We start from the raw sequence: 4,760 nt of genomic DNA, 5'->3' as shown, positions 1-4,760 counted from the left end.
GAGCAGGGCATGTCTCCCTCGCCACCCCCGTGGTTGAGCTGACCGACAACGGGTAGGAGCGCCGCTGGACCCGATGGGACTCACCACGCCCCTCGGGTCGAGCCGTGTCCGGGCCGACCGAGAGCCCGCCGGCCGCCACGGCGGGACCGTCCGCCGGGTAGCGGCAGTGTCGCCGCCACCGCAGCCCCGGGTTCGCTCCACCGTGCCCGGCAGCCCCTGGAAGGACAGCGTGCGTCCCGTCATCGACCTTCTCCGTGCCCGCGAGTCGTGGCTCTTCCTCGCCATCGGCGCCGCCGTCGCGGTGATCGGCCACGCCGTGCTGGAGCTGCTGATCCGTGCCGGGGTTGCTCCCGCGGCCGCCAACGCCGGACAGCTCGTCGTCACCCTGCAGCTGAGCTTCGTCGCCCACGACCTGCTGACCTGGCGGCGGCACACGGCCGGCCGGGCCGACCGTCGGGCCGGCCGGTGGCGCCGCTTCCAGGCCGCCCGGGGCGCCAGCGCGCTGCTCAGCCTGGTCGCGTTCCCGTTCCTCGCCCCGGTCCTCGGGACCGGCGTGGCGTACTGGGGGCTGCTCGTAGTTGGCACGGCCGTCAACTACTGCTCCGACCGGTTCTGGTCGTTCTCCCACGAGGCAGGTGCCCCCATGACCGACGCCGACTCCCGCCCCCGTCACCGGGGGGTGCACCGGCGGCCCACGCCGGTCGCCTGGCGGGTCAGCCGGGTGGTGGCAGTGCTCGCCGTGCTGAGCCTGCCGGCCATCCTCTTCCTGGACGCGTTCCTGGTCACCGTGTCGCTGTTCATGCTGGTCGTCGCCGTCACCACGCTGGCCTTCCAGCTCTACAAGTGGTGGCTGCCCGAGCACAACGACCCCGACCGGTACGGGGACCCGGACGAGCCCCGGCTGCCGGGCGTGATCCTGGTGCCGATGCGGCACGAGGAGGCCGTCGCCGGCCACACTCTGGAACGACTGGCCAACCTGGACCACCCCGAGTACTGGGTGGTGCCGATCATCGACCACCCGGACGACCCCGGTACGGCGGCGATCGCGCACGCCAAGGCCGCCCGCTACCCGGGGCGGGTGCTGGTGGCGCCGTACCCGGAGGACACCGAGGTGCACAACAAGCCGATCGGGCTCAACGCGGCCGTCCGCGAGCTGGACCGGCTCGGCGTCCGGTACGAGTGGATCGGCGTCGCCGACGCCGAGGACCTGTTCCACCCCGGTCTGCTGCGGATGGTCGACTACCGGTTCCGCCGTACCGGGGCGGGCATCGTGCAGTGCGGGGTGCAGCTGATGAACTTCAGCGCCGACCCGCAGACGCTGCCACTCCCGCCGGGGCGGCTGCCCCGGCTGCGCCGCTGGCTGCGGGCCAACACCTCCGGCTGGTGGCGGGCGGCAAACGTGCTGGAGTACTACAAGTGGTTCCAGTCCCGGCTGAAGCTGCAGGCGGCGACGAAGGTGATGCCGCTCGGCGGCAACACCGTCTTCTTCCGTCGGGAGTTCCTGGAGGCGCTGCGGCGCCGGTACGGGGCGTACTGGGACGAGGACTGCCTCACCGAGGACTGCAAGATCGGTATGGTCGCCTCGGTGCTCGGCTACCAGGTCGACGTCGTCTACATCGACGAGATGGTCACCCGGGAGGAGACCCCGGACACCCTGCGCGGCCTGGTCCGGCAGCGGGTGCGCTGGATGCAGGGCTTCATCCAGGTCTTCATCGAACGGGAGTGGCTGGCCCTGCCCCGGGCGTGGCAGAAGGTGCTCGCCGTCTACGTGCTCGGCTTCCAGTTCTTCCAGGCGTTCTCGGTGGTCTTCGCGCCGGTGGCGCTGGCCCTGGCGCTGGCCCACAAGTCGCCGATCGTGGTCGCCCTGCTGGCCAGCGTGCCGCTCGGGATCAGCCTGCTCACCATCGCGCTGGACGTGCTGATGCTGCACCAGTTCGGCCGGACCTTCGGACAGAAGGTGCGGCTGCGGGACCACCTCGGCGTGATCGTCGGCGGCTACCCGTACCAGGTGGTGCTGTCGGTGGCCGCGGTGTGGTCGCTGCTGCGGCACCTGCTGGGGCGTACCAACTGGGTGAAGACCGCGCACAGCGGCGCGCACCTCGGCGCGGCGCCGGCGGCCGACGCCGGCCGGGTCCCGGCGGGAGTGGCGGCGTGACCCCGACGCTGGAGGCCGTCACGCTGGACCTGCGCGAGGTCGCCGACATCGACCGGGCGCTGCCGGCGCACCGGCGGGCGCGCATCGGCCTGCAGGTCTGGGCCGCCCGGCACGCCCGCAGCATCGCCCTGCTGGTGCCGCTGCTCGCCGTGGTCGGCACGGTGCACGCCATCGGCATGTCCACCTTCCCCGGGTACGTCGACGACCCCGGCACCTATCTGTCCCAGGCCTGGTCGCTGCGGTACGAGGGGAAGCTCTCGCCCTACTCGTACTTCTACGACCACGCGCCGGCCGGCTGGATCCAGATCGCGGCGTGGGCGGCGCTGACCGCCGGCTTCGACCGGTACGACTCGGCGATCGCCTTCGGCAACGAGTGCATGCTCATCGCCAAGGTGGTCAGCGCCGGGCTGCTCTTCGTGCTGGCCCGGCGGCTGGGCCTGGGCCGGGTCGCCGCGTCGGTCGCCGTGCTGCTTTTCGGCCTCTCCCCGCTGGCCGTCGTCTACGCCCGCTGGACGTACCTCGACAACCTGGTCGTCCCGTGGCTGCTGCTGGCGTTCGTACTGGCGTACTCGCCGCGGCGCAGCCTCGCCGCCGGGATCGGCGCGGCGCTGGCCTTCGCCATGGCGGCGCTGACCAAGGAGACGACCCTGCTGCTCCTCCCGGCGTTCGGCTGGGCGCTGCTGCAGAACCTGGACCGGCGCAACCGGGCGCAGGTGCTGGTCACCGCCGGGTTCGCCGGCTGCCTGCTGATGGCGATGTACCCGCTCTTCGCGCTCTTCAAGGGCGAGCTGTTCGAGGGGCCGGGGCACAACAGCCTGCTGGGCACCGCCCGCTGGCAGCTCGCCGCCCGGGCGGCCAGTGGTTCCCTGCTCGACCCGGACAGCGCCACCAGCCAGCAAATGCAGAACTGGCTCCAGTACGACCACTGGCTGCTGCTGCTCGGGCTGGCCGCCATCCCGCTGGCCCTGCTGGTCCGCCGGCTGCGCCCGGCCGCGCTGGCCCTGGTCATCGGCTGGCTGGTGCTGGTCCGGGGCGGCTACGTGCCGTTCATGCACGTGATCAACCTGCTGCCCTGGAGCGCGCTGCTGATCGCCGGCGCCGGCAGCGCCCTCGCCGGCACGCCCGGCCTGGTGCCCGCCGGTTGGCTGCGCCGGCGCGCCGCTCAGGGCTTCGGCTACGGCTTCCGGGTGACCACGGTGGCGCTGCTGCTGGTCGGGCTGGTCGGTGCGACCGCCGTCTCCTGGACGCCGGAGCTGCGCCGGATGATGACCGTCACCGAGCAGCCGCCGCTGCGGTCCGCCGAGGAGTGGGTGGCCCGCAACGTTCCCCGGGACAAGACCCTGGTGGTGCACGACGCGATCTGGACCGACCTGGTCCACCGGTACGGCTTCAACCCCCGGCCGGTGATCGTCTACAAGCTCGACACCGACCCCGCGGTACGCCGCGAGGTCAAGCGGGTCGACTACCTGGTGGTGCCGGACTGGTACTACCGCACCGCCGACGCGGCGGAGAAGTACCCGACCCTGATGGAGGCCCGCAAGCACGCCGTGCCCGTGGCCAGTTTCGGCTCCGGCGACGACCGGGTGCAGGTGTTCCGGGTCAGCGAGCACTGGGAGCTGCCATGACCCGCCGGCTCGTCCCGGCCGCCGTCCTGGCCCTCGTCGCCGCCCTGGCGGCGGGCTGCGGCCATACGCCGGACACCACCCTGCACCCGGACCCGCCGAGCGTCCGCTACGCGCCGCCGAAGCACCCGTTCCGGGGCGCCGCCCTGTACGTCGACCGGGACACCGCGGTGGCTCGCTGGCAGGCGGCGCACGATGCCGACTGGCTGGATCCGATCACCACGCGGCCGCAGGCCCGTTGGGTCAACAGCCCGCACGACGTGCCCGCCGTCGGCGTACTCGCCGAGCGGGCCCGCCGGCGTGGGCAGTTGCCGGTGGTGGTGGCGTACTGGATCCCGAACCGGGGGTGCGCGAACCACCGCGAGGGCGCCCCGGACGCGGCGGCGTACCGGGACTACATCGGGAAGCTGATCCGGGCGTTGGGGCGTACCCGGTCGGCGGTGGTGATGGAGCCGGACGCGATCGCCGCGGACTGCTTCGACACCGCGCGGGGGAAGCTGATCGCGGAGGCGACGAAGCGGCTGGCCGACGCCGGGCACGCCGTCTACCTGGACGCGGGGCACTCGAAGTGGCGATCGACGGGGGAGACCGCGCAGCGGCTGCTCGCCTCCGGCATCACCTCGGCCGAGGGCTTCGCGGTGAACGTGTCCAACCGGCAGACCACTGAGGACAGCTACCGCTGGGGCCGGGAACTCTCCGACCTGGTCGGTGGCCGGGAGTTCGTCATCGACACGTCCCGCAACGGCGCGGGCCCGCCGCCGGACGACCCGAACCGTGACGACGAGTGGTGCAATCCGGCGCGGCAGGCGCTGGGTGAGCCGCCCCGGGCGGTGTCCGACCGGCCCGGACTGGCCGCGTTGCTCTGGATCAAGGACCCGGGGGAGTCCGACGGGAAGTGCGGGGGCGAGAAGACGTACCTGTTCACCCCCGCCCAGGCGCGGACGCTGATCGCGGGCGCGGCCTGGCTGCCGGCGGGGGTGAAC

At 72.9% G+C, this 4,760-nt stretch carries 3 protein-coding genes; all 3 read left to right on the top strand.

The annotated features are described in order from the left end of the window. The first annotated feature begins 229 nt into the window (after positions 1 to 229). The gene (locus tag DKL51_RS00745; protein ID WP_185734657.1) at positions 230 to 2,155 is read left to right on the top strand and encodes a glycosyltransferase; all 1,926 of its coding nucleotides are present in this window, start codon (positions 230 to 232) and stop codon (positions 2,153 to 2,155) included. After that, positions 2,152 to 3,780: a glycosyltransferase family 39 protein gene (locus DKL51_RS00740; RefSeq protein WP_124811613.1), complete on the top strand. Its 1,629-nt coding sequence runs from the start codon at positions 2,152 to 2,154 to the stop codon at positions 3,778 to 3,780. The genes DKL51_RS00745 and DKL51_RS00740 overlap by 4 nt, the downstream gene beginning before the upstream one ends. After that, positions 3,777 to 4,760 (top strand): glycoside hydrolase family 6 protein (locus tag DKL51_RS00735; protein WP_185734656.1); only part of this gene is annotated, 984 nt, incomplete at its 3' end. The genes DKL51_RS00740 and DKL51_RS00735, both read left to right, overlap by 4 nt.

The sequence above is a fragment of the Micromonospora globispora genome, assembly GCF_003857015.1.
Lineage (GTDB): Bacteria > Actinomycetota > Actinomycetes > Mycobacteriales > Micromonosporaceae > Micromonospora > Micromonospora globispora.
The sequence above is the reverse complement of the archived record's forward strand: the minus strand, read 5'-3'. Positions and strand labels throughout refer to the sequence as shown.